Consider the following 23,173-nt stretch of genomic DNA (forward strand, 5'->3'; position numbering starts at 1 on the left):
GAGCGCGACGGCACCCGCATGGGTGCGCACCGGATCAGGCCCGTGCGTCGGCCGCCTCACTGCACGGCTGCCGTGTGCGGTGCCGCGTCGCGCCGAGGCGGCGACTGCGCGCCATGGAGAGGAACCCCTTTGTCCGGCATCACGTCACCCTTCACCGACCTCGCCCGCTCCCGGCGCTCGCCCCGGCAGTTCCGGCCCGCTCCCCTGTCCCCCGCGGACATCCGCGGCGTGCTGGAGGACGCGCAGACGGCCCCCTCGAACAGCAACACCCAGCCGTGGACGGTGCACATCGTCTCCGGTGCGGCGCGGCTCACGCTGAGCCGGGAGCTGCTCCGCGCCGAGGAGGAGGGGCGGACCTCCTCGGATTTCACCGACGGCTACGGCGATGGGCTGTATCTCGAGCGGGCGCAGGCTCAAGCCGCGAGCCACTACCGTGCCCGAGGCATCGAACGCTCGGACCGGGAAGGCAGGCGGAAGGCGGTGCGCGAGAACCTGGAGTTCTACGGTGCCCCCCCCATGTCGCCCTGCTGTTCATGCCGTCCCTGGGCGACGGGGTGCGGACGGCCGGAGATCTCGGCATGTACGCGCAGAACTTCCTGCTCTCCCTGGCGTCCCGGGGGTTCGCGGGCATTCCGCAGGCCGTGCTGGGGCTCTACGCCGACACCGTCCGCGCATTCCTCGACGTCCCCGGAGACCTCAAGCTGTTGTTCGGCATCTCCTTCGGCACGGCTGACCCGGCGGCCGCGGTGAACGCGGTCCGCCGAGGGCGCGTACCACTGCAGCAGAGCGTGTACCTGCACGACACCCCGGGAGTCCTCGGCCAGCAGTAGCCGGTCCGCCCGCAGGAGCCATCCACCACCGGGCCCCGGGCCCGGGGCCGCGAGGCGGCGCTCGCCCCTTTCCCAGCACCCTCGACGACAAGGTCGCCGGCGCCCTCCGGAACGCGGCCAGGACGGTCCGAGCCTCTGCACCCACCGACGCGACACTCCACCGTCTCGGTGCGTGGCTCGGGGCGGGGCCGTGTGGGGGCGCCGCCGGCGCGTGCCTGTGGGCCCTTCGCTTTCCGCCGGGGTCACTTGGCCGCGTCGGCCTCGGTGGTGTCGACCTCGCACGCGTCGGCTGCGGCCGAGTCGAGCTCGGTGGCCCTGTCCGACTGCGGCGGCGTGGCGCCGGAGCTCAGGATCGCGCGGGCCTGATCCATGTCGATGTCCTTCTCCCACTTTCCGATGACGATGGTGGCGACGGCGTTGCCGAGGACGTTGATGAAGACGCGGCCCTCGTTGAGGATGCGGTCGATACCGACGATCAGGGAGAGCGCGGCCAAGGGCACGTGGCCGACCGCCGTGACGGTGCTGGCGAGCACGATGAACGCGCCCCCCGCGATTCCGGCGGTTCCCTTGCTGGTGAGCATCATGACACCGACCATGATCAGTTGCTGCTGCCAGGAGAGGTCGATGCCCATGGCCTGGGCCAGAAAGAGGGAGGCCATCGTGAGGTAGACGGCGGAGCCGTCCAGGTTGAAGGAGAACCCGGAGGGGATGACGATGCCGACCACGGGCCGGCCGATACCAAGGATTTCCAGCTTGCGCACCAGTTGCGGCAGGACCGCCTCGCTCGAGCAGGTGCTCAGGGCCACGAGCAGTTCGGCCTTGAGGAAGCGCATGAGTCCGAAGAGGCTCAGGCGGCAGGCCCGCATGATGGCCCCAAGGACGACCAGGACGTAGAGGACGCAGGTGGCGGTGAACAGGATGATGAGGTAGCCGAGCTGCTTGAGGCTGTCCGCGCCGTAGGTGGCGACCACGGTCGCCAGCGCGCCGAACGTGCCCAGGGGCGCCAGTCGCATGACCCAGCCGACGATACGGAAGACGACGTCCGAGAGCGCCTTGATGCCGCGGGTCAGGGGTGCGCCGTCCTCGCCGGCCATGTTCAGGGCGACGCCGAAGATGATCGAGACCATCAGCGCGGCCAGGATCGCGTCACCGGTGATGGCGCCCAGCAGCGAGGTGGGGATGAGGGAGGAGACGAACCCGGTGAGGGTGGCGTGCTCGGTAGCCGTCTCGGGCACGTCGTCCGCGTTCAGCGACGAGGGGTCGACGCTGAGTCCGGAACCGGGCTGGAAGACGTTGGCGACGACCAGCCCGATGAGCATGGACACGAAGGAGAGCACCAGGAAGTATCCGATCGCCTTCACACCGATCCGGCCTGCCTTGCGCAGGTTGTCCATGGAGGCGATGCCGGTGGTGACCACACAGAAGACGACCGGGACCACGATCATCTTGACCAGTGCGATGAACCAGTCGTTGAGCGGCTTGAGCGCCTCACCGAGTCCTGGCGCGAGGATGCCGACGGCGATGCCGAGGACCGCGGCCAGCACGACCTGGAACCACAGCTCGCGTATCAGGCGGTTCAGCCGTGCCCTCTGGGGGCGGTCGGCGGTGGTGGTGCTTGTCATCGTTGGTGCTCCCTTGCACGACGCTCGTGTGTAGCCCTGTCCCGTGGGGGCTGCGGGGCGTGCGACGGCTCTCGCCCCCGGGTCCTGCGTGGCGCTCGACGGATCCCGCGCCGGTGTCGGGCGGCCTCGCTGTCCGGGGCGGGCCGCCCTGCCGCGTGCCGGTCAGCTGTGCAGGTCGCGCAGCACCTTGTAGAAGGCGGCCTTGCCTTCGAAGCCGATGCCGGGTGTGTGGGTCAGGCCGACCCGGCTCCTCTCGACGACGGCGTCGTCTGCGAAGCCGCCGGTGGGCTGGAACTCGCCCGGGTAGGACTCGTTGCCGCCGAGCTTGAGGGCGGCGGCGATGTGCAGGGAGAACTGGTGGCCGCCGTGCGGGATGCAGCGGCGGGAGGACCAGCCGTGCCGGCGGAGCATGTCCTGGATGCGCAGGTATTCGGTGAGCCCGTAGGAGAGGGCGGGGTCGAACTGGAGGGTGTCGCGGTCGGGGCGCATGCCGCCGTAGCGGATCAGGTTGCGGGCGTCCTGCAGGGAGAACAGGTTCTCGCCGGTGGCGATGGCGCCGGAGTAGTGCTCGGCGACGGTGGCGTTGAGGTGGTAGTCGAGCGGGTCGCCGATCTCCTCGTACCAGAACAGGCCGTACGGCTCGATGGCCCGTCCGTACTCGAGCGCGGTGGTGAGGTCGAAGCGGCCGTTGACGTCGACGGCCAGCCGGGACCCGTCGCCGTCCAGCACGTCGATGACGGCCTCGATGCGGCGCAGGTCCTCGGCCAGGTCGGCGCCGCCGATCTTCATCTTCACGATGTCGTATCCCAGGTCGAGGAAGCCGCGCATCTCGTCCCGCAGGTCGGTGAGGGTCTTGCCTGGGGCGTAGTAGCCGCCCGCCGCGTAGACGAACACCGAGTCGTCGGGCTGCCCGTCTCCGTGGCGCTCGGACAGGTATTGGTACAGCGGCTTTCCCTCGATCTTGGACGCCAGGTCGAACAGCGCCATGTCCACCACGCCGACCGCGACCGAGCGCTCGCCGTGGCCGCCGGGCTTTTCGTTGCGCATCATCACGTCCCACGCCCTGGCCGGGTCCAGGCCACCCTGCTCGTCGAGGAGGCTGCCGGGCTCGGCGTTCAGCAGGCGGGGAAGGACGCGGCGGCGCAGGATCTCGCCGGCGCTGTAGCGGCCGTTGGAGTTGAAGCCGTAGCCGACGAGCGGCTTGCCGTCACGGATGACGTCGCTCTCGATCGCCACGATCGAGCAGTCCATGGAGCTGAAGTCGATCCAGGCGTTGCGGATCGAGGAGCTGATCGGGACTACGCCCTCGTAGACGTTGGTGATCTTCACTGCGGCGACCCTTCTAATATCTTATAAGTTACGTCGGTGTTAGGCTGAGGTGTCCTGACCGGGACTGTCAAGGGGGTGCGAGCACCCGGAAAGGATTCGTACGGGGCCATGGCCGACACGAACCTGTTCCTCAGCAAGAGCGACCTCGCCTATGCGGAGCTGCGCGGTCGGATCCTCTTCGGGACGCTGCCCGCGGGGTCACGGCTCGCGCAGTACGACCTCGCCGAGTCCTTGAACATGAGCATCACGCCCTTGCGCGAGGCCATCCGCCGCCTCAGCAGCGAGGGGCTCGTCACCGTCGAGACCCACCGCGACGTCCGGGTGTCCACCATGACTTCGGACGAAGCCCGTCAGCTGTTCGAGGTACGCCTGTCCCTGGACCCCACCGCCGCCGAACTGGCGGCCCTACGGCGCACCGACGACGACATCGCCGCCATGCGGGCCGCCGTCGGCAAACTGCTCCCTGTCACCCGCCAGTGGGGAGAGGAAGCGCTCGCGGCCCACCGCATCTTCCACCAGACGCTCTACCGGGCCTCGCACAACGACGTGCTCATCGGTCTCCTGGACGACCTCTGGGACAAGTCCGACCGCTACCGGCGCCTCGGGCTCGAGCTCCCGCCGGGCGACGAACCCCGCACCCGGGACCTTCAGGAGCATCACCGACTCGTGGACCTGATCGACGACGGACGGGCGGCCGAGGCCGCCGAACTGATGCGTGGCCACGTGGCCCACAGCCTCACAGCCACCGCCATCAGCGCCCTCGAAGACCGGGAAGGCGGCCCTGCGGAGTGAGGCGCTGAAGGCCTTCGAGAGCGGGGGTACTTCCTGGTGGTGGTCGTCGACCTCGGCGGCTTCGACCAGGCTGCCGCTCTTCACACCGCTTCGTCCTGGGCAGGTCCGTGCGCTGGAGCGAGCAGGGCTGAATGCGAGCTCTTCCACCGCACGACGAAGACCCGGACCTCGGAGCCCGGGGTGCCCTCCACCTCCGGCGACACTGATGTCGAGCGCGACCGCGAGGGCAACGTCCCGCAGGACCAGGCTGGAGTCGTCTACCTCCTGAGAACGGCGCCAAGGTGTCAACGCCGCCGCTGTCGCCTGGTCCAGCCGGGCATCGCACGTGGTCTCGACCCGGGCAGCACCGCCTGAGACACCATCGCTCGGCCCGCCGCCCTGGATGTGGACGCGTCAATGGGACCCACTACGCTTCTTCGCCTCGGCAAGTGCCTCCGGAGACACGCACATGTACCGCGACAGTCCTCATTCCCGCTGGTCGTCGGAAGCACGTTTCGCTCACCTGGCCGCCCGTCGGACAGCCCGCTTCACGAAAGCATGAGGACAATGCTCCACCTCGTCTTCGCAGCACTTGTCCTTGCCGTGCTGGCAGGACTGACGATAGGCCGTCGCGGCGTCGAACAACCGCCACGATGGCACAAACGGCCTGGCGCCCTCATCAGTGCCGCCCTGATCGCCGGCTGCCTCACGGTCATGGTGTGGGGCTTCGGCATCTTCGCAGGAGGGCTGGACACTCGTGAGACCTGCGAACTCAACCATCACACCACCTACGACCAGGCATGGCGTGACCGTACGGGAGCGGACGGCACGTCCCTCTTCCCGTTGGCCGACGCATGCAACGAGCACGTCAGTCTCGTGCCCGCCTGGGTGAACCCCACGATCGTCCTCCTCGCCGTTCTCGCAGTCAGCGCCCTTGCCCTTGGGCTGTTCCGGATCGCCCATGCGCTTCTTCACAGAAGGAAGCCGGTCTCCTCGTGAACGGGCAGGCGGCCGGCGTCCGCGCCGGTACGTCCACGGCCGTCGGGCCAGTGTGAGTCAGCCGCGGTGATGTGAGGGGCGGCGGTGTGTTGCTGCCTGCGGCGCCCGGCCTGAGCAGGCCGGCCCCTCGCTCCCTGCTCGACAACCGATGGGCAGGCCGGAAGGCCTGGTCGCCCGGCACGCGCAGGCCCAGGCGGCCGCGGGTCGGACAGCCGACCGGAGTTGGCACCGATGCCGGGCCATGTTTCGTCGGTCGGTTCACTGAGCTGTCACTGGGAGCGCTGGGCCTTGAAGATGTAGTTGGCCGCGTCGCGGACAGTCCTCAGGGACTGGACGTCGGAGTCCGGAATTCTGATGTCGAAGTGCTCTTCGGCAGCGACGACGACTTCGACCATGGACAACGAGTCGACACCCAAGTCGCTGGTGAACGCCTGGTCCGGCGGGCTTGATGAGGTCCCACGGACTCCTCATACGACGCGTGGGGACGTGCGCGTCAGGGGTGGATGCCGGGCGCTTCCGGCCGCCGGTGTCGCCTGTCCGTACGAGCGGGCGGACGGCCCCGGACGCGTTGTCACTGGGTACGCCTAGAGTCTCTCCTACTCGTCACGGTGCGTTGCCGTCGACGGGTCTTGTCAGCGTGCCGCCACACCGGCGGCGTCCGGGGAATGGGGAGAACGGCGCATGGGGTGGGTACCGGCAGGCGACTACGAAGTCGCTCTGGAGGCGGGCAAGGTGGTGTGCCGCAATGGGAAAGGCCGGCGGCTGAAGTCCGTCCCGGCCAAACTGAAGGACGATCCGGCGGTCGTCGGGCTCGGACAGTTGACTGAGTGGCTGGAGCGGCACGAACGCAGGTGCCTGGCCGATGTCGAGCAGTGGATGGTGCGTTCGCTGCCCGTTCCCACGGCTGTTCTCGCCCAGGTCTGGCCCGACCCGGCGTGGCAGGCAGCCCTGCGTGACGTGGTGGTGACCGGCCCGGACGGCGGGGTCGCCGGGTTCCTGCGCGACGCCGACCCCGCGCGAGGTCTGGGCCTCGTCGACCTGGACGGCGACACGGTCCGCATCACCCCGGACGTCGTGAGGGTGCCTCACCCCGTCCTCCTGGACGACCTTGACGAACTGCGCGAGTTCGCGGTCGAACTTCAGGTGCGTCAGAACGTGGAGCAGCTGTTCCGCGAGGTGTGGCGCCGGCCGCAGGGCCTCGCCCCGGACAGCACCTCCGTCGACACCTACGCCGGCGGAGTGTTCAAGGAACTCCGCTTCCTGCACGGCCGCGTCACCCAGCTCGGATACCGGGCGCGCGGCGGGTACGCGGTCTGCCCGGTCGTCGAGGACGGCACCACCGCCGAGGCGCGTATATGGATCGGCGAGCACGACGGATACGACGAGTACGGCACGGAGACGGGCCCCCTGGGCTGGACCGACCTCTCGGGACGGGCGTTGACGGCCGCCGAGCTCGGGCCGGTCACCTGGTCCGAGGGCATGCGCATGGCGGCGGCGCTCTACGCCGGCCGCGATGTAGAGGACGAGGAGCGGGCGGCATGACGACGACGACCAGCGTGGACACGGCGGCGGGCACCGGATCCCTACCCGCCCAGACCCGGCACGAAGGGGGCTGCGTCCCCGCCCCCGAAGCCCGCGTGGCGGCGCTGCTGGAGGCGGGCGCGGTCCTGCCCGCCGGTACCACGGACCGGGACGACGCCGACACCCTCACCGCCCGCACGTACACGCACCACGCTCTGGGCGACCGCCCCGTGGTCCGGCTGGTGCCCGGCACTCTGGGCGAAGCCGAGGACCTGGCCCTGGAGTTCCTCGGCCTCGCCCGGACCGGTGAGATGCCCGTCGTGGGCCAGGTGCGCCGCGAAACGCTGGGCTTCCCGGCCTGGGCCCTGGTCAACGACCCGGCCAACGGGCATCACGCCCTTGCCCTGGTCAAGGACATCGAGCGGCTGGGCCGGCAGGCCAGGAGCCGCGCCGGAGCGGCCAAAGAAGGCTTCGACGCGCTCGGCACCCGGCTCGGCCGGGCCGTGCCCCACTTCCTGCCCACCTACTACGAGCAGGTGGCGCGTCTCTTCCTCCAGGCGGAGAACACCACCTACGCCGCATCCTTCTTCGGCAAGGCCCGCGAGGCCGAACGGGTCCACGGGCTGGTCGTGGACGAGGACCGGCAGCGGGCCGTCTTCCTCGAGTTCGCCTTCGCCGGCGCGCTGACCGTCAAGGCGCTGCGGCAGTACGTGCGCGACCTGGTGGCCCGGCTGGCGCCTGCGGACGCCTGGGCGCAGTTCCGCCGTCTGCTGGTGGAGCGCTGCGCGGCCGGTATGCCGCCGTACGCGGCACTGCCGCAGGACGTACGGGCGCTGGTCAAGGCCGCCGGGCTGGACCGCGAGGCCGCCGAACGCGAGCTGGTGGCCGACCTGATCGTCTCTCCCGGAATCGTTCGCGCCCCCGCTTCGTTCTGGACGGCCTACCGCTCCGCGCTCGTCACCACGGCACTTGGGGACACAGCCGTGCGCGTCCGGCTTCTCGGCTTCTTCCCGGAGACGTTCAGTGAGAGCGGCCGGGAGACCGACGGCGAGGACGGCTGGCTCGAGCTGCTGGCCGAATCCGGCGCCGAGGACCTGCTGACCGCCCTCCCGGACGTCTCCGGTTCAGCCGCACCGGGTGATCCGTCGGTTCTCCCGGCGGACTGGGTCGCCCGCTGGGAGACGCACCGCCGGCGCAACCGGGCCACCGCCGGCCGCAGCCCGCGAACCCTTGAGCTGGTCACCCGGATGGCGGACCGGCTGCGCGCCGACGGGCGCCCCGTCGAACTGTTCCAGGGCCGCTGGCAGCGCACCGCCGACCTGGATCTCCTCGACCTCTGCCTGGCCTACGAGATCCCCGTCGCCGAGCCGGACGACCAGGACACCGGCACCGCACAGAGTCCTGGTGTACCGCTCGCCTCCTGGCTCACCGACACGTCGCCAGGAGCGCGGGAGCTCACCGCCGTCGCCGGACGGCCTGTCTTCCGCGCGCTGCTGAGCCGGGCCGTCGGCGGCCTGAGCGGGGGACGCGGCCAGCGACTGGGCGACACGGACATGGCAAGCCTGGCGGCGCATCCGGTGCTGTCCGGGATCCTGCGGGAGTGGCTGACCTCCTGCGCGAAGGAGTACACGGCCGCGCAGGGGCTTCCCGGGCTGCGCACCGCCCTCGACAAGCTCTCGGCGTTCCGCTCCGTGGTCGCGGAGGTCGCCCCGGAGGCGGTGCGGCTCTTGAAGGGACACGATGTCGTACCGCTGCTCGCCTCGACCCTGCGTGCCGGCGTCCTGGCCGAACTGGGCTGGCCCGCGCTGGAGGAGGCCTACGGTGAACTGGCCAAGGAGGCGGCCTCCACGCGCCAGCCCCGTGACCGGTCCGATGGTGTCGGTGTCACCGGCGCCTGGCCCGCGCTGATCCTGAACACCAGCGAACGCGCCGTCGTCGTCGGCCCGGAAGGCGTCGTGCTGCGGCACTCCTTGAGGCTGCCCGGCGCCGTCGACCACTGGCGGCAGCTCGCCTTCCGTTACACCGACGGCGAGTTGCTCGTCATCTGGTGGGAGGACGGCAAGCAGCGTGGCTACTGGTCGCACCGTCCCGCCGAGGTGTTCACCGTAGGAGGCGAACAGATCCCCCGCTGGCGTGGGTCCAGCCTCTTCGACGCTGTCTGCCTGCCCCTGCCCGGCGGCGGCCGCGCGACCGGCGGCAAGGCCTTGTACGCGGGCGACACCGCCCTCCCGCCTCAGCGCGCCGTCATCGGCGACGGCACGCGTCACTGGCGGGACGGCCACGAGGGCACACGGCGGGTCTGGCTGGAGTACGACCCGGTCAGCGGCACTCACGGCCGTGCCTCCCTTCCCGCCTTCCTGCACCGCGGGGTGGTGGAAGGCACCCGGCTGGTCAGTGAGCACTGCCAGGTGCTTCCCCTTCAGCCCGGTCTGGAAGGCACCCCGTTCGGCACGGACGGCACGGTCCTCGGCCGTTGGGTCCGCCGCACGTCCACCGAACCGGGTATGCCCGTCCCCGCGGACGGGCACCGGATCGTCGCGGGGACTCCCGACGGCCACACGGTGTCTCTGCCGCACCCCCTGCCCGGCGGCTTCCCGGTGCCGCTCGGTGCCCTCACCCTCCCCGGTGGATCACGCCCCGTCATGGCTCTGTCCGGGCGCTTCGTCGTGGCTTACCCGGCAGACGGTGCGGGCACCGGCGGAAGCCTGTGGTCCGTCACGCCCGGCTCCTCGGACGGCAACAACGCCGCGGGCACGCCGTTCCTCCCTCCCGTCGCCTACTGGCACGCCATGCGCCCCAGGGACGAGCGGGGCTCCGCCGCCCTGCGGAACCTGGCGGACTCCCGGGCGGGGGAACTGCTCGACGAGGTCGCCACCGCGGTCGCCCGGCACCTGGAGGCTTCCCGGGCCGTGGAGGACTACACCGGGCCCTCCTCGCACGAGTTGAGCCGGGAAGCTGTCGCCCGGGTGCTGCCGGAGGTGTCCGACACGCGGCTCCTGTCGGGTGTCACCGCCCTGGTCCGCGACGCGGTCGACAGGGCCGCCGCGGCCGCCCGCTACCTGGAGCCGCCTCAGCCCACCGTCACCCGGAGCACCTCACGCACCCAGGGCATGTTCTTCGACCACTCGCCCGAGCACGGCGACGACACCACCCTGCTGCACGCCACCGCGTGGGGGACCGAGCGGATGTACAGGGGCTGGCTGGGGTCGGAGAGCCGGTGGACCACGATCCGGCAGATCCTCGCCGTCAACCACGTCCTGCGCGGCGAGCCGGCCTTCGGCCCGCCCGTTCCGTCCAGGGTCCCCTTCCCCCCGGTGGACGGCTGGCAGCGGGACGAGTACACCGTTCCCGGTCAGTCCCTGGCCTGGCCCCTGCTGCTCGACGTGCTGCCCCAGCTGGCTTACCGGGCCGCCTCGGCGACCACCTCGGCCGAACACCGCGCAGGTCTCGTGGTCCTGCTCGACACCCTCGCCCAGGGCCCGCTGGCGGATCCGGCGGGCACGGTCCGGCAGGTGGAACTCGTCGAACCGTACGGCACATCACCCGGGCAGGGGCGTCTCGAGGCCGTGCACCGGCTCGGCCAGGTGCTGCGCAAGGGCGCCCGCACCGTCGTGGTCCTCGCCGAACGCGGCCGGAACTCCAGGAACGACGCGGCGCGCTGGCTGGCCCTGGACCACGACCCCACCGGCGTCTTCGGCCCCGTTCCGGGCTTCACCCTGAACCACGAGCACGTCCACCGCCAGGGCATCGCCCGCACCCGGCTCACCCAGCTCACCGCCCTGGTACGGGAGCAGGGCCCGGCGCCCTGGCGTCCCGAGGCCGCGGAGGCCCTCCACGCGGCCACCGGGATAGGTGCCCTTCAGTCCGCCGCCCTGGTGTCGGCCGCCGTCGACGAGCCGGGCGCCGAGGTGCTCAAGGTGCTCGGAGCGAAGACGCGTGCCTTCGAGGCGGCCCTGGCCAGGCTGCACGCCCTCCCCCGCGCCGACCGCCACGCCCTGCTGGAGGCGCTGCTGCCCGAAGACCCGGCCCAGCTGTGGTCCGCGGGACCCGACGTCCGGGCCGCCGCCGAGGTCTGGCAGGAACGTCTCGCCTCCCTCGTCCGCGTCCCCGAGGAACTGGACCTCGACCTGTCGGGCACCACCCCCGCCGCCGTCGACCTCGTCCTCAACCCGGGCTCGGGGCTGTGGCTGGGCCAGGGCTCCCCGATCGAGGACGGAACCGGCCGGCCCGGCCTGCGCCGGGTCCATGCGTACGGCTCGCTGTCCAACGCCCTGACCGCGCTGCGGACCCTCGCCTACACCCTGCCCTACGGGCACCCGCTGCGGGCGCACCTGCCCGTCGGGCTCGCGGCGTTGCGCCGCACCCTCGCCGACCCGGACCTGGTGCTTGACCTCGGGCTTGACTGGACCGAGGCGGGCGGCTCGATCGGCCCCGTGGTCCGGGCCGCCCACCACCTTCCCGAGTCCGGCGGCGCGGGGCCCGACGGCCTGGTGCGGGTCGGTGCGGCGCTTCTCCTCGCAGCCGGCCACGGCAACAACGAGAAACTCCTGATCCGCCCGGCCGGCTTGGAAGGCCCGCAGGACCCGGTGTTCGGTCTGGTCGAGGGCACCGTCGCGCAGTACCGGGCAGGTGAGCTCCGCGCCCTGCGCGTCCTGCTGGGCAAGGAGATCGACGCCTTGGTTGCGGCGGGCGCTCCCGATGGCACCGCGCACTACCCTGCCCAGGACCCGGCGCGCGCGGTGCCGGACCTGGTGGCCGAGGCCGCCTCGGCCCTCGGGCTGAGCGGTGACGCCGCCGCCCTGTACCTGATGCTGCTCGCCCTCCCCGATCCGACGGACCGCAACTGCGCCCGCTGGAGCGCGTGGAAGCCCGCACGGATCAAGAAGGCCCGGGCGGAGCTCGCCGCCGCCACCGGCCTCGTGGTCGAGGCCAAGCGCTCCCGTGCCGGCCGCACCCTGTTCCTCCCTTGCGGCTGGCTCGAACGCGGCACGCCCGGTCTTCCACTGGAGACCTGGAAGGAACGGCTGTACCCCGTGACCGGGTCCACCCGGACCCTGCCGGACATCCCCGTGCCCGAGCTGTTCACGACGGCCTGGGCACGGACACGGGGCGGCGACGCCCCCGCCTTCGAAGAACTGGACACCCGCGCACCCCGGAAGGGCCGCCACCGATGACGAGCCGCACCACGACCACCACCGAGAGCACCGGCACGGGCGGCGCCCCGGACCAGGCGACGCCCCCGGCCGGAATCCGCCGGCCGGACCGCCAGGTCACCTTGCCGGAGGACCAGTACGGCACGGAGCTCGCCTTCCTCGCCGCCTACGACACGGGGCCGCGCCCGCCCGGCTGGCTCCTGACTCCGCGCGCCGTCGTCACCTTCGTGATGGGCAGTGCGGGAGAGGCGCTCGGCCTCGCGAAATCCGCCCGGCCCGGTGCCGGGGTGCCGCGCCGCCTGGTGATCGAGCAGAAGTTCGTCGGCGAACGAGCCCTGGTCGAACGCTGCGTGGTCACCCTCGCCGGGGAGCGCGGACTGCTGCTGGTGGGCGAACCCGGCACCGCCAAGTCCATGCTCTCCGAGCTGCTGTCAGCGGCCGTCTGCGGGACCAGCGCGCTCACCGTGCAGGGAACCGCGGGCACCACCGAGGACCAGCTCAAGTACGGCTGGAACTACGCGCTGCTACTCGCTCAGGGCCCCACCGAACAGGCACTGGTGCCCTCTCCGGTCCTCACCGCCATGACGCGGGGCGCCGTCGCCCGCGTCGAGGAGGTCACCCGTTGCCTGCCCGAGGTCCAGGACGCGCTCGTGTCACTGCTGTCCGAACGGCGGATCGCGGTGCCCGAACTCGCGGGAAGCGAGAGCGCCCAGGTACACGCGGCCCCCGGCTTCACCCTCATCGCCACTGCCAACCTGCGGGACAAGGGCGTGTCGGAGATGTCGGCCGCGCTGAAGCGGCGCTTCAACTTCGAGACGGTGGGCCCCATCGGGGACGTGGACGCCGAGATCGCCCTCGTGCGGCGCCAGTCGCGGGCGGCCGTCGAACGGACAGGTGCCGCTTACCAGGTCGACGACGCGGTCCTCGAAGCCCTCGTCACGGCCTTCCGGGACCTGCGCGAGGGCCGCTCCGTGGAAGGGTGGGAGGTCGAGCGCCCCTCCACGGTGATGAGCACGGCGGAAGCGGTCTCCGTCGCGGGATCCCTGGGTCTGACCACCGCCTACTTCCCCGGCGACCGGGACGTGCTCCGCCTCCTGCCCGGCCACCTGCTCGGTGTCGTACGCAAGGACGACCCCGCCGACGCGGCGAGGCTGCTGGGATACTGGGACGGGCCTGTGCGCAGACGCGCGGAGCAGGGGTCGTCCACGTGGCGTGCCCTGTGGGAACTTCGCGCGGTACTGGAGAGCTGACGGATGAGCCAGCCGACCACCCCGGACGCGTGCGTCACCGCTCAGGTGCCGCCCACCGTTGACGCGGCGCTCCACACCGAGGTGCCGCCGGCCGGCGCGCCGCAGGGCCCGGCGACGGCCGGATCCGCCGCCGCGGAGGCCGCGGTCGCGGCCCTCGCGGCGACCGGGCCCGGGCAGCCGCTCCTGATCGGAGTGCGCCACCACGCGCCTTCACTCGCGGCCGCTCTGCCGGCACTCCTGGACGCGGCGGCCCCCGACATCCTCCTGGTCGAACTGCCCGCCGAATTCCAGCCCTGGCTGGGCTGGCTCGCCCACGAGGAGACCGAAGCCCCGGTGGCACTGGCCGCCGTGCCCGCCGACAGGACGCGGGCGGACGACGAACGAGGCCCCGCCTTCTATCCGTTCGCGGACTTCTCGCCCGAACTGGTCGCCCTGCGCTGGGCGGCACGACACGGCGTCCCGGCCGTGGCCTGTGATCTGCCACTGGCCGACCGGCTCCGGGCGCGGAACGGGCCGGGCGCCCCCGCCCCCGACCCCCACGCAAAGGCCGGCTCCGCACCCCTGCTGGGAGAAGGTGGCGGGCTGTCCGCCGCCCTGCGGTCCCGGCTCACCGGCCGCGACGGCGACGACCTGTGGGACCGGCTGGTGGAGGCCCCCGCACCCGGCTCGACACCCGAGGCGCTGCGCCGCGCCGCCCTCCTCACCGGCTGGGCACTGCGGTCCGAGACCGAGGCGACGGGCGGCGTGGACGGCGGGGACCTGGCGCGCGAGCACTGCATGCGCGGACATGTCGCCGAGGCCCTGGCGAGCGGACGGCGCCCCGCCGTGGTGGTGGGCGCCTTCCACGCCCCCGCCCTGCTGCCGTCCGCCTGTCGGACCGCACAAGCACCCGCGCCGCCGGAACGGTCCTCGTCCGCCGCCCCGTGCGAGCCGGATGCGGACGGCCACAGGACCGGCGCGGCCGACGAGGCAGCGTGCACCGTGTCCCTGATTCCGTACACCTACCCGCTCCTGGACTCACGGTCCGGTTACCCGGCCGGCATCCGCGACCCGGAGTGGCAGCACACCGTCCTGGACGCCGCCGGGGACACAGCCGCGTTGCACGAGGCGCTGATCCGCACCGCGGTGCGCGTCTGCACGGCCCTGCGCGAACAGGGCCACCCCTACGGCCCGGCGGACGGCCGGGAGGTCGTCCGGGTCGCCGGGGATTTGGCGCGCCTGCGCGAGCTGCCCGCTCCCGGCCGCGGTGAGTTCCTGGAAGCCGTACAGACGGTGCTGGGGCGCGGCGAGACCTACGGCACGGGCCGAGCCGTAGCCCAGGCACTCGAACACGTACTGATCGGAACCCGCACCGGACGGCCCGCCCCCGCCGCTCCGCGCAGCGGTTTGGGCCCGGCCGTGGAGGCCGAGACCGCGGCGCTCTCGCTGCCGGGGCCGGGTGACGCCCACGAGAGGACACCACGTGATCTCCGGCTCGACCCGGCCCGCTCCCCCCTCGACGGACACCGCGAACTACTCCTGCGCCGGCTGACGGTGTGCGGCGTCCCCTACGCACAGGAACAGGCGGTGACGGGAGCGGCGGGCTCGGAAGGGCTGACGACGCGCTGGCAGGTCAGATGGACCCCCGCGACGGCCGCCATGCTCACCGCGGCCGGGACCCGCGGTGTCACCCCGGCCCAGGCCGCCGAAGGCGTGCTGCGGCAGCGACAGGCAGCCGAACGCGCGCAAGGCGGCCCGACCGCCGCCCAAGTCATGCAAGGCCTGATCCAAGCCGCCGAGTGCGGGCTTCCGGCCCTGACCGACGAACGGCTCACGGAACTCGCGGCCGTACTCCCCACCAGCGGCACCCTTCCCGAGATCCTCACCGGCCTCGGCCTCATGGACCGCGTCGACGCAGGCCACCTGCCGGGCCTGACCTCCCCCCAGACCTCGGCAGCCCCCCTGAGCAGCGACAACACTGCCGCCGGTGACCGTGCCGCCCGCATCGCGCACACGGCGGAACTCCTGACCTCCGCGGCCGTCCGGCAGGTCGACGGCCTGAGCGGATCCGAGGAACCCGAGGACGCCCGCGCCCTGCTGGAACTGGCCCAGCGCGCCGACCGGGTGGGCGGCATCCGGCTCACCGACGCCCTCGCCCGCCTGGCCACCGACGGCAGCCCGCTGATCTCCGCCGCTGCCGGGGCCGTCCGGGTGCTCACCGGCCACGAGGAGGCCCAGGCTTTCGGAGTGCGCATAGCCTCCTGGGTGGACGGTGCTGTCGACAGCGCCTCCCGTGCCGCACTCACCGCCCGTCTCACCGGCGTCCTGACGGCGGCGGGCCCCCTCCTGACCCTCGCAGCCGGCGCCCTGGACCCTCTGCTGCACCGTGTCGTCGAGCTGGACGACACCCCGTTCCTGACACGGCTGCCCGCCCTGCGCGGCGGCTTCGACACGCTCAGCCCGGCCGCACGTGACAGGCTGCTGGACACCATCGAGGAGCGGCTCGGCGAACAGGTGGACAGCCTCGACTCCGACGACCCGGCCGACCTGGCGGTCCGCACGGCCGCCGACCTCTCGGCGCGTGAACTCCTCACCGGCCTCGGCCTGCCCCTGCCGTCCCCCGCGCACGACGACCGGCTCCTGTCGCAGAAGGAACACACCGCGGCATCCCCTCCGCCCGCCGCCCCGGCCCCTCCCCCCGGCACACACTCCACCGGAGCGGGCGCCACCGCCGGTCCGGCGCCGGAGTGTGCCCGCACCCCCGGAACCGGAGCCGCCCGGACCCTCGCGCCCGCCGACCGATGGCGGCTCGTACTCGGCCGACGACCCGATCAGCTCCCGCCCGAAGCCACCCGGCTGGCAACCGCACTGGACGAGCTGTACGGGGAGGGACGCGGCGAGGGAGCACGCGGCGGCATGCCCGCTCTCGGCAGGAGCCGGCGTGGCGGCCGCGAAGCACCGTTTCCCGGCGTCCGCGAATGGTCCGAGGAGCTGGCCGCACTGTTCGGCCCCGGGATCCGCGAGGAAGTCCTGGCCGCCGCTGCCGCGACCGGCAGGCCGGATGTCGTGGCCGAACTCGACCCGGCGGCCGCCACCCCCTCGGTGGAGCTGCTCCGTACGGTCCTGCGCTACGCCGGCGGTCTCCCCGAGGCACGTCTGGCGGTGCTCCGCCCCCTGGTCCGCCGCCTGGTCGACGAACTGACCCGGCAGCTCGCCACCCGGCTACGGCCCGCCCTCACCGGCACCATGACGGCCCGTCCCACCCGACGCCCGGGCGGCCGGCTGGACCTGCCGCGCACCCTGCGCGCCAATCTGGCCACCGCCCGCCGGGCGGCCGACGGAACGGTCCAGGTGATACCCGAGAAACCGGTCTTCCGCAGTCGCGCCCGCCGGTCGGCCGACTGGCGGCTGATCCTGGTCACCGACGTATCCGGATCCATGGAGGCATCCACGATCTGGTCCGCGCTGACCGCCTCCGTACTGGCCGGGGTTCCGGCCCTGAGCACCCACTTCCTCGCGTTCTCCACCGAGGTCGTCGATCTCACCGGGCACGTGCACGATCCCCTCTCCCTCCTGCTGGAGGTGAGCGTGGGCGGCGGCACACACATCGCCGCCGGGCTGCGGCACGCGCGCAGCCTGATCACGGTGCCCACCCGGACCCTCGTCGTCGTCATCAGCGACTTCGAGGAGGGCGCTCCGCTCGGCGGGCTGCTGGCCGAGGTGCGGGCCCTGGTGGCCACCGGAGCCCACGTCCTGGGGTGCGCGAGTCTCGACGACGCGGGCCGGCCCCGCTACTCGACGGGCGTCGCCGGCCAGCTCGTGGCCGCCGGTATGCCCGTGGCCGCGCTGAGCCCACTCGAACTGGCCCGCTGGATAGGGGAGAAGACCGCATGAGCGCCGTCCAGTTGCCACCTGTCGCACCCGAGGTCACAGCCACTCTGGTGGAAGACCTCTCACCCCGGCTGCGCAAGCGGCTGGACGCGGCGGTCACCAAATTCGGCGCACGCCCGGCGCACCGCGACGGGGACACGGTGACGATAGCGGTCGACGAGGAAACCGACCTGCGCCTGCACGCCCCGGGCGGGGTGGTGGCAACGGCGGACGCCATCACCTGTGGCTGTCTCCTCGCCCCGTCCTGTCTTCACCGGGCGGCCGCCGCCTGCGCCGCCCCCACGGCGGATCCGGCGCCCGAGCCCTCCGGGCAACCGGCCGGACCTCCAACCGGTGGCGCACCGCACCCCGGGAGCACCTCCCCCACCTCCCCCGCCCCAGCGCCCGACGAGCTGAGCCCGGCCCAGCGTGACGCGGCCCGCTCCCTGTGGTCAGCGGCTGCCGCCGTGCTCGAGGCCGGCGTCGACGGGGCCGGCGCCGTCGCCCAAGCGGCGCTCCTCCGCGCCGCGCACACCGCCAGGCTCCAGCACCTGCCGCGCGCCGCGGGCGCCGCGCTGTCCGTCGTCACGCTCCTGCGCGCGGCCCGCGCCGGGGACCCCTCGTACCGCACCGCCGACCTCGTCACCGCCCTGGCCGAACTCCTGGGGACCGCACACCGGGTGCCGTCCGCGACCGGAGCGGAGCTGGCCGGCCTCAGGGGCCGGGTGCGCCGCCCGTACAGCCCGGACGGCTCGCTGCGTCTGTACGGTCTGTTCACCGAGCCCCTGGTCACCGACTCGGGACACGGCGGCGTCCGCACCTGGGTCGCCGGGTCAGACGGCCGGCTCTACACGGTCGGCGACGTGGCACCCGGCGGCGTCGGACGCGCCCTGGGCGTGGCCGACCGGGCCGTACGCCTCGGGGAGAGCGCGCTCACCCACCGGGAGCTGGGCCGGGCCGGCCTGGCCGTCTCAGGGGCGACGGTCTCTCCGGACGGCAGACTCGGCGCGGGGAAAGGCGTCAAGGCCGTCACCGCCCGGGGCGCGGCGTGGACGGAGCCACCGCTCGCCGCCCTGTGGGAAACGCCGCCCTGTCAGCAGGCCATACGCGCCCTGCGGTCCACATCGCCGTACGCGGACCCGGACATCGGCGGCAGCGACCTGCTCTTCCTGGACGTCGAACTCTGCGGCACCGTACGAGAGCCGGGTGGTTCGTGTCTGCTTGCACGCTGCGACGGGGATCTCCCCGTCCGGCTCACCGTCGCCGACGACGACCCCGCACTCGCCCACCGGGACAACCTGATGCTCCTGGCCACGGCACCCGGGACACGGCTGCGGATCATCGGCCGCCTGATCCCCGCGCTCCACCCCAGGCTCGCCCTCCTCGCCTGCTCCCACCCCACCGGTGAGGGCACGATCGACCTCGGCTACGACCGTCTGGCCCGCGCCGACATTCCCCTCCCTCCCGCCCTCGTACACCCGGCCCCGCCCGAGCCCGGCAGCACCGGGACGCACTCACCCCTGCACCTACTGGAGCGACGCGTCGAACAGACAGTGCCCGCGGGCCGCGCTGCCCTCGGCATGCTCGGCGACGTCTCCTCGGAAGCCCGCCGCCTGCGCAGGTCAGGCCTTCCCACGGCCGCCGCTCTCCTCACCGCCTTGTGCGCCTCAGCGGCACGACGCGAACGCGACCCTTTCGGCCGTCTCCTGCCCGCCGACACCGACGGCTTCGCCACCCACTGGCTCACCGCCGCCCGGTACACATCGGCCGTGTCCGAGTCCCTGTGCGCGGCGGCCTGGAAAACGGCCCACGAGAAGCAGGCCACCCCCACGCCGGCCGGCAACCGGGCCTGATCACGACGCGCCGCCACACGCGCCCGGTACACAGCCAGGCCCCGCCGTCGGGTCCGGCACCGGGAGGCAGGGCTTGGTGTGCGGTGAGAGGACTCAGCAGCTGGACAGCACCGACGTGAGCACGTCGGACAGCCGGCACGGCGCGTGCCCAGGACGCGGGCGGTCCGGTGAGCGGGGCAGGTACCGTCTCCGAGACATCGCGCCTGACTTGTGCGTCCGCTGCGGCGGAACCGGGACGCGAAGTTGCGTCGACCGGGGGTTCGGCGACCTGGGGATGCCGAGAACCTCCCAACGGCTCCGTCCCAGGACATCAGCGGCCGTCACCGGCCGCACGGGGAAGAAGGAGAAACCAGCATGGCGATTCAACGGATGGACAACGTCGGCATCGTCGTCGAGGACCTGGATGCCGCGATCGCGTTCTTCGTGGAGCTCGGAATGGAACTGGAGGGCAGGACGGAGGTCGCGGGCCTGGTCGCCGACCGGTGCACCGGACTCGAGGGCGTGCGTTGTGACATCGCGATGGTCCGGACCCCGGACGGTCACAGCAGGCTCGAGCTGGCGAAGTACCGTAGTCCCGCGGTGGTGAGCGCCGGGCCGCGCAACCAGCCGCACAACGTCCTGGGCACGCACCGGGTCATGTTCGCCGTCGACGACCTCCAGGACACCGTTGCCCGCCTGCGCCCGCACGGCGCTGAACTCGTCGGCGAGATCGCCCGGTTCGAGGACAGCCATCTGCTCTGCTACGTCCGCGGTCCGGAGGGCGTCATCGTCGGCCTGGCCGAGCAACTGGGCTGAAGAACTGAAGGCGGGAGACCGCGTCATCGGCCGAACGGGACTCCGGAGGTTACGAGCCGCCCGACAAGCCAGGACTGCCGACAGGGGCGTAACCCACCTGGCCTATGTCGCCGAAAACGTAACCGCGCAGTGCATCGATCGCCTCGGGGGTGAACGGGTCGCATGGCGTCATGTGGATCACGTAGGACGCACCACACTCCGGTGGGTGATCGCGGCTACGAGCAGGCCGTTGCCGGCAACGCCGGGATCACTGCACCTGGCGCACCGCCCGGAACGTACGCCGGTACGCCTGGGGGGAGACTCCGATCGCAGCGTGCAGGTGCTGGCGCAGGGACGCGCCGGTCGCAAAACCGACTTCGCCGGCGACCTGGTCAACGGGCATGTCACTGGCCTCCAGCAGATGTCGGGCACGGGCCACGCGCTGCTGGATGAGCCAGCGGCCGGGAGCCATGCCCACCTCGTCGTTGAACCGGCGGGCGAAGGTGCGCAGGCTCATCCGGGCGTGGCCCGCTAGATCGGAGAGCGTCAGAGGATCACCGAGGCGTTCGAGGGCCCACTGCCGAGTGGCCGCCGTGCTGGCGACGGAGGGCGCGGGGACCGGCTGCTCGATGTACTGCGCCTGGCCTCCGTCCCTCCAGGGCGGCACCACACAGCGACGTGCCACCGTGTTGGCCAGTTCGCTGCCGTGGTCCTTGCGGATCAGATGCAGGCAGACGTCGACACCGGACGCGGCGCCGGCCGAGGTGAGGACCGTGCCGTCGTCGACGAAGAGCACGTCGGGATCGAGTTCCACCGCCGGGAACATGGTGCGGAAGTACTCGGCTGTCTGCCAGTGCGTGGTGGCCCGGCGCCCGTCGAGCAGACCGGCCGCCGCCAGCACGAAGGCGCCGGTGCAGATCGAGACGACGCGGGTGCCGGAGCGGATGTGCGCGAGCGCGGCCGCCACCGCGTCCGGCAGCCGTGAGGTGATGCACGACGGGGTGATGGGCGCGATGACCACCGTGTCAGCCGTGCCGAGTACATCGGGGCCGTGCTCGACGGTCACCGAGAAGTCCGCGTTCGTGCGGACCGGGCCCCCGTCGACGCTGCAGGTCAACACCTCGTACCGGCCGTCCGCCGCTCCGAAGATCCGGCTGGGGATGCCGAGCTCGAAGGGGTAGACCCCTTCCAGTGCCAGCACCACGACGCGCTTCACATCATGCATGGCACGATCCTATCGGATATTGGCAATCTTGCCATTTTCCAAGGACGGCCGAGGTCGGCACGCTTGGATGCATGAGCACAGCGAAAACGATGCGAGCCATCCGCCAGACCGCCCTCGGCGGCCCGGACGTACTCGACGAAGCGGAAGTGGAACGGCCCACCCCGGGACCGAGCGAACTGCTGGTGCGGGTACGCGCGGCAGGACTGAACCCGACCGACTGGAAGCACCGCGAGCTGGGGCTCTTCCTCAAGGAGCCGCCTTTCATCCTCGGCTGGGATGTGTCCGGTGTCGTCGAGACCGTCGGCCTCGGAGTCACCCTCTTCAAGCCCGGAGACGAAGTGTTCGGGATGCTGCCCTACCCGTTCGGTGCCGGCTCCCATGCCGAGTACGTCACGGCACCGGCCCGCTCCTTCGCCCGCAAACCCTCGTCCGTCGACCACGAACAGGCAGGCGCGCTCCCACTCGCGGCACTGACAGCCTGGCAGGCCCTCGTGGACACCGCGGACGTGCAACCGGGACATCGGGTACTGATCCACGCCGCCGCCGGCGGGGTCGGTCACCTGGCGGTGCAGATCGCCAAGGCGCGCGGCGCCTACGTGATCGGGACGGCGAGCGCGGGCAAGCATGACTTCCTGCGTGAGCTCGGGGTCGACGAACCGGTCGACTACCGGGAGACCGACTTCGCCGAGACCGTCCGCCAGGTCGACGTCGTCCTGGACACGATCGGCGGCGACTACCGCTTCCGCTCGCTACGTGTCCTGCGCCCGGGCGGCCTCCTCGTCACGCTCCTGCCCAGCGGCGAGACGGACTTCATCGAAAGGGCCGACGAACTGGGGGTCCGGGCCGTGGAGATGCTCGTGGAAGCCGATCACGCGGGGATGAACGCGATCGCCGAACTGGTCGAGGCGGGCGAGCTCCGCGCGACCATCGCCGGGTCCTTCCCACTCGCCGAAGCCGCCAGGGCACACGCCCTCGGCGACAGCGGCCACACGACGGGGAAGCTCGTACTGACACTCCCTTAGCGCAGAGAGTCCCGACCATCGCCCGCCGGGCGGCGCACCCGGATCTGGTTCAGCAGATCCGGGTGCGAGTGGGTCCGCGATCCTGCGCCCCCGCGCCGTCTGACGAACGGCCTTGTCGACGAGTCGCTCGGCGTCACCCGGCCGGTCAGACGCGGCCACCGTCTTCGCACAGAACGACGCCCAGAACCTCGTTGCCTGAGGGCCCGTACCCCGGAAAGGTGATCCGTGCCGTCGAGGGTGCCACTCGGCAAGGGACTGTGGCCCCGTCGCGGTACACGACCTTCACGATATGGGTGTCGGAGCAGTTGTTGACGACGAACGTGTAGCGCCAGTCCGCGCTGAACGCCACACAGCTGGGCGCGCTGAGCCCTGTCCCCGATTCCTCCCGGCCCTCGGCGTGGGTGGTACCGGTCGAAGTAGTTGCGGCAAGAACCACAATGGAAGCCACAAAACTTGAACATATGAGCCGATACACGGGGTGTCTCCTCTTTGGTTGATGAACGGACTCCCTCAACATACGCAGGGCCTGACACGGCATGAAAAGATTTGCGGCAATTTTCAGAGTTCTTGCGGTTGGCCCTTTCAACGACTGCAACTGTCGAAACGCACCGGAAGGCCCAGTTCAGGGAGGTGGACCAAAGAGGCACCGCGTGCGAGCCATGAGGCACGGTCGACGCGACGCCTGCTCGAGACCAGTTACCTGCAGACGAAGCCGCAGGTCTCACTCCTGCCATAAGCTCCCGATGCCGTCGACCAGTGAACGCAAGATCGCGTGAGTGAGCGCTCGCCGCAAGGCCGAAAGTGACCCTCGGCCGGACGGGTCGGGCAAGCCGATGCACTGTCACGGGAGCAAGCCCGACGGCCTGAAGCAGACGACTTCCGCCTGCACGCCACCGCGCCGCCCGGTGCATGGGCGGTTCACCTGTCGATCGCGGGCACGCCGGTCTGACTGGCCCTGTTGACCGAAGAACATGC

At 71.8% G+C, this 23,173-nt stretch carries 14 protein-coding genes and 2 pseudogenes; 11 read left to right on the forward strand and 5 right to left on the reverse strand.

Features of this window, described 5'->3' with window-relative positions; translation table 11 throughout:
- Positions 1-18: 18 nt before the first annotated feature.
- Both ACHFIV_RS15765 and ACHFIV_RS15770 read left to right on the forward strand, forming a co-directional pair.
- Positions 19-279 (forward strand): annotated as a pseudogene (locus ACHFIV_RS15765) (nitroreductase family protein); the annotation flags it as partial.
- A gap of 254 nt (positions 280-533) precedes the next feature.
- Positions 534-830, forward strand: a complete 297-nt coding sequence (locus tag ACHFIV_RS15770; RefSeq protein ID WP_398968556.1) for a nitroreductase family protein — start codon at positions 534-536, stop codon at positions 828-830.
- 242 nt (positions 831-1,072) lie between these two features.
- On the opposite strand, the gene ACHFIV_RS15775 is transcribed toward ACHFIV_RS15770, so the two are convergent.
- Positions 1,073-2,452, reverse strand: coding sequence for a cation:dicarboxylate symporter family transporter (locus ACHFIV_RS15775; RefSeq protein ID WP_398968559.1), 1,380 nt, complete (start codon positions 2,450-2,452; stop codon positions 1,073-1,075).
- Between the two features lie 162 nt (positions 2,453-2,614).
- On the reverse strand, positions 2,615-3,781 hold the full coding sequence (locus tag ACHFIV_RS15780; protein WP_398968562.1) for a mandelate racemase/muconate lactonizing enzyme family protein: 1,167 nt from the start codon (positions 3,779-3,781) through the stop codon (positions 2,615-2,617).
- A gap of 108 nt (positions 3,782-3,889) precedes the next feature.
- Here ACHFIV_RS15780 and ACHFIV_RS15785 point away from each other — a divergent pair, with 108 nt between their 5' ends.
- Both ACHFIV_RS15785 and ACHFIV_RS15790 read left to right on the forward strand, forming a co-directional pair.
- Positions 3,890-4,573 carry a GntR family transcriptional regulator gene (locus ACHFIV_RS15785; protein ID WP_398968565.1) on the forward strand — a complete coding sequence of 228 codons (684 nt, stop codon included), beginning with the start codon at positions 3,890-3,892 and terminating at the stop codon, positions 4,571-4,573.
- 546 nt (positions 4,574-5,119) lie between these two features.
- Positions 5,120-5,551 (forward strand): hypothetical protein, encoded by a 432-nt coding sequence (locus ACHFIV_RS15790; RefSeq protein ID WP_398968568.1) that lies wholly within the window; start codon positions 5,120-5,122, stop codon positions 5,549-5,551.
- Positions 5,552-5,820: 269 nt separating this feature from the next.
- Here ACHFIV_RS15790 and ACHFIV_RS15795 read toward each other — a convergent pair.
- Positions 5,821-5,988: pseudogene (locus tag ACHFIV_RS15795) on the reverse strand (acyl carrier protein); the annotation flags it as partial.
- A 244-nt stretch (positions 5,989-6,232) separates the two neighbouring features.
- Here ACHFIV_RS15795 and ACHFIV_RS15800 point away from each other — a divergent pair.
- From ACHFIV_RS15800 to ACHFIV_RS15825, 6 genes are all read left to right on the forward strand, one after another.
- Positions 6,233-7,093, forward strand: coding sequence for a DUF4132 domain-containing protein (locus ACHFIV_RS15800; RefSeq protein WP_398968571.1), 861 nt, complete (start codon positions 6,233-6,235; stop codon positions 7,091-7,093).
- Positions 7,090-12,246, forward strand: coding sequence for a hypothetical protein (locus tag ACHFIV_RS15805; RefSeq protein ID WP_398968573.1), 5,157 nt, complete (start codon positions 7,090-7,092; stop codon positions 12,244-12,246). The genes ACHFIV_RS15800 and ACHFIV_RS15805 overlap by 4 nt, the downstream gene beginning before the upstream one ends.
- The gene (locus ACHFIV_RS15810) at positions 12,243-13,475 is read left to right on the forward strand and encodes an AAA family ATPase (protein ID WP_398968576.1); all 1,233 of its coding nucleotides are present in this window, start codon (positions 12,243-12,245) and stop codon (positions 13,473-13,475) included. Before ACHFIV_RS15805 ends, ACHFIV_RS15810 begins: the two co-directional genes overlap by 4 nt.
- A 3-nt stretch (positions 13,476-13,478) precedes the next feature.
- Positions 13,479-17,348: a DUF5682 family protein gene (locus tag ACHFIV_RS15815; RefSeq protein WP_398968579.1), complete on the forward strand. Its 3,870-nt coding sequence runs from the start codon at positions 13,479-13,481 to the stop codon at positions 17,346-17,348.
- Positions 17,345-19,177, forward strand: coding sequence for a hypothetical protein (locus ACHFIV_RS15820; protein WP_398968581.1), 1,833 nt, complete (start codon positions 17,345-17,347; stop codon positions 19,175-19,177). Before ACHFIV_RS15815 ends, ACHFIV_RS15820 begins: the two co-directional genes overlap by 4 nt.
- A 354-nt stretch (positions 19,178-19,531) precedes the next feature.
- Positions 19,532-19,972 carry a VOC family protein gene (locus ACHFIV_RS15825; RefSeq protein WP_398968584.1) on the forward strand — a complete coding sequence of 147 codons (441 nt, stop codon included), beginning with the start codon at positions 19,532-19,534 and terminating at the stop codon, positions 19,970-19,972.
- Positions 19,973-20,219: 247 nt separating this feature from the next.
- Here the strand turns inward: ACHFIV_RS15825 and ACHFIV_RS15830 are convergent, their stop codons facing one another.
- Positions 20,220-21,176: a GlxA family transcriptional regulator gene (locus ACHFIV_RS15830; RefSeq protein WP_398968587.1), complete on the reverse strand. Its 957-nt coding sequence runs from the start codon at positions 21,174-21,176 to the stop codon at positions 20,220-20,222.
- A gap of 71 nt (positions 21,177-21,247) precedes the next feature.
- On the opposite strand from ACHFIV_RS15830, the gene ACHFIV_RS15835 reads away from it, so the two are divergent.
- The gene (locus tag ACHFIV_RS15835) at positions 21,248-22,198 is read left to right on the forward strand and encodes an NADP-dependent oxidoreductase (RefSeq protein ID WP_398968589.1); all 951 of its coding nucleotides are present in this window, start codon (positions 21,248-21,250) and stop codon (positions 22,196-22,198) included.
- Positions 22,199-22,343: 145 nt separating this feature from the next.
- On the opposite strand, the gene ACHFIV_RS15840 is transcribed toward ACHFIV_RS15835, so the two are convergent.
- Positions 22,344-22,736 carry an alpha-amylase gene (locus tag ACHFIV_RS15840; RefSeq protein WP_398969693.1) on the reverse strand — a complete coding sequence of 131 codons (393 nt, stop codon included), beginning with the start codon at positions 22,734-22,736 and terminating at the stop codon, positions 22,344-22,346.
- Positions 22,737-23,173 lie beyond the last annotated feature (437 nt).

The organism is Streptomyces sp. ALB3 (genome assembly GCF_044385685.1).
Lineage (GTDB): Bacteria > Actinomycetota > Actinomycetes > Streptomycetales > Streptomycetaceae > Streptomyces.

Excerpts from the sequence above, each read along its gene's own strand:
- ACHFIV_RS15775 (WP_398968559.1), bottom strand. The coding sequence starts at position 2,452 with ATGACAAGCACCACCACCGCCGACCGCCCCCAGAGGGCACGGCTGAAC.
- ACHFIV_RS15810 (WP_398968576.1), top strand. The coding sequence starts at position 12,243 with ATGACGAGCCGCACCACGACCACCACCGAGAGCACCGGCACGGGCGGC.
- ACHFIV_RS15815 (WP_398968579.1), top strand. The coding sequence starts at position 13,479 with ATGAGCCAGCCGACCACCCCGGACGCGTGCGTCACCGCTCAGGTGCCG.
- ACHFIV_RS15835 (WP_398968589.1), top strand. The coding sequence starts at position 21,248 with ATGAGCACAGCGAAAACGATGCGAGCCATCCGCCAGACCGCCCTCGGC.
- ACHFIV_RS15825 (WP_398968584.1), top strand. The coding sequence starts at position 19,532 with ATGGCGATTCAACGGATGGACAACGTCGGCATCGTCGTCGAGGACCTG.
- ACHFIV_RS15805 (WP_398968573.1), top strand. The coding sequence starts at position 7,090 with ATGACGACGACGACCAGCGTGGACACGGCGGCGGGCACCGGATCCCTA.
- ACHFIV_RS15790 (WP_398968568.1), top strand. The coding sequence starts at position 5,120 with ATGCTCCACCTCGTCTTCGCAGCACTTGTCCTTGCCGTGCTGGCAGGA.
- ACHFIV_RS15840 (WP_398969693.1), bottom strand. The coding sequence starts at position 22,736 with ATGCCGTGTCAGGCCCTGCGTATGTTGAGGGAGTCCGTTCATCAACCA.
- ACHFIV_RS15770 (WP_398968556.1), top strand. The coding sequence starts at position 534 with ATGCCGTCCCTGGGCGACGGGGTGCGGACGGCCGGAGATCTCGGCATG.
- ACHFIV_RS15785 (WP_398968565.1), top strand. The coding sequence starts at position 3,890 with ATGGCCGACACGAACCTGTTCCTCAGCAAGAGCGACCTCGCCTATGCG.
- ACHFIV_RS15820 (WP_398968581.1), top strand. The coding sequence starts at position 17,345 with ATGAGCGCCGTCCAGTTGCCACCTGTCGCACCCGAGGTCACAGCCACT.
- ACHFIV_RS15800 (WP_398968571.1), top strand. The coding sequence starts at position 6,233 with ATGGGGTGGGTACCGGCAGGCGACTACGAAGTCGCTCTGGAGGCGGGC.
- ACHFIV_RS15830 (WP_398968587.1), bottom strand. The coding sequence starts at position 21,176 with ATGCATGATGTGAAGCGCGTCGTGGTGCTGGCACTGGAAGGGGTCTAC.